Origin of the sequence: Collinsella sp. AF25-2LB (assembly GCF_003458415.1) — a bacterium.
Taxonomy (GTDB): domain Bacteria; phylum Actinomycetota; class Coriobacteriia; order Coriobacteriales; family Coriobacteriaceae; genus Collinsella.
Map to the genome: position 1 here is coordinate 1 of NZ_QRUF01000038.1, position 722 is coordinate 722.

Consider the following 722-nt stretch of genomic DNA (forward strand, 5'->3'; position numbering starts at 1 on the left):
CCCTTAAAAAGGGTGGTTTGCTCTTAGGGTATAACCCACGGGCCCCGGGCTCGCGTCTAAAGGCGCGGGCCCGGACTTCGTCCAGGCCTAGTGCATCTTGACCCGTGGCGCGCCGGTCGAACCGGCAGCATCACCCCCTCTTGAAGGGGTCCTCGTACTCCTTCACGCTCAGCTTGTCCAGCGCGATGTCGTGGGACTCCTGCTCCCTGATGTACTTGGCGATCGTCGCCTCGTTCAGGCCGACGGTGGACACGTAGTAGCCCTCCGCCCAGAACTTCCTGTTGCCGAACTTGTACTTGAGGTTGGCGTGCCTGTCGAATATCATCAGCGAGCTCTTCCCCTTCAGGTAGCCCATGACGCTCGCGACGCTGTACTTCGGCGGGATCGCCAGCAGCACGTGCACGTGGTCGGGCATCAGGTGCCCCTCGATTATCTCGATCCCCTTGTACTCGCACAGCTTCCTGAGGATCTCCCCTATGTCGCTCCTGATTTGGTTGTAGATCACTTTGCGCCTATACTTCGGCGTGAACACGATGTGGTACTTGCACATCCACTTCGTGTGGGAAAGGCTGTAGGCCTTCTGGGCCATGGCGACCACCCCTTCGACTCGAATTCTTGACGGCCTGAACAATCGTCAATATCGGTCGGAGGGGTGGCTTTGTAAAGCCGTTTGTCTCCACCCGCGTAGCGGGTGGTTTAAAGCTGGCCGCTGCGCGGCCAGC

At 59.6% G+C, this 722-nt stretch carries 1 protein-coding gene; it reads right to left on the reverse strand.

Features of this window, described 5'->3' with window-relative positions:
* Positions 1 to 130: 130 nt before the first annotated feature.
* The gene (tnpA, locus tag DWY51_RS09405; protein ID WP_055287554.1) at positions 131 to 589 is read right to left on the reverse strand and encodes an IS200/IS605 family transposase; all 459 of its coding nucleotides are present in this window, start codon (positions 587 to 589) and stop codon (positions 131 to 133) included.
* Between the last annotated feature and the right edge of the window lie 133 nt (positions 590 to 722).

Excerpts from the sequence above, each read along its gene's own strand:
- tnpA (WP_055287554.1), bottom strand. The coding sequence starts at position 589 with ATGGCCCAGAAGGCCTACAGCCTTTCCCACACGAAGTGGATGTGCAAG.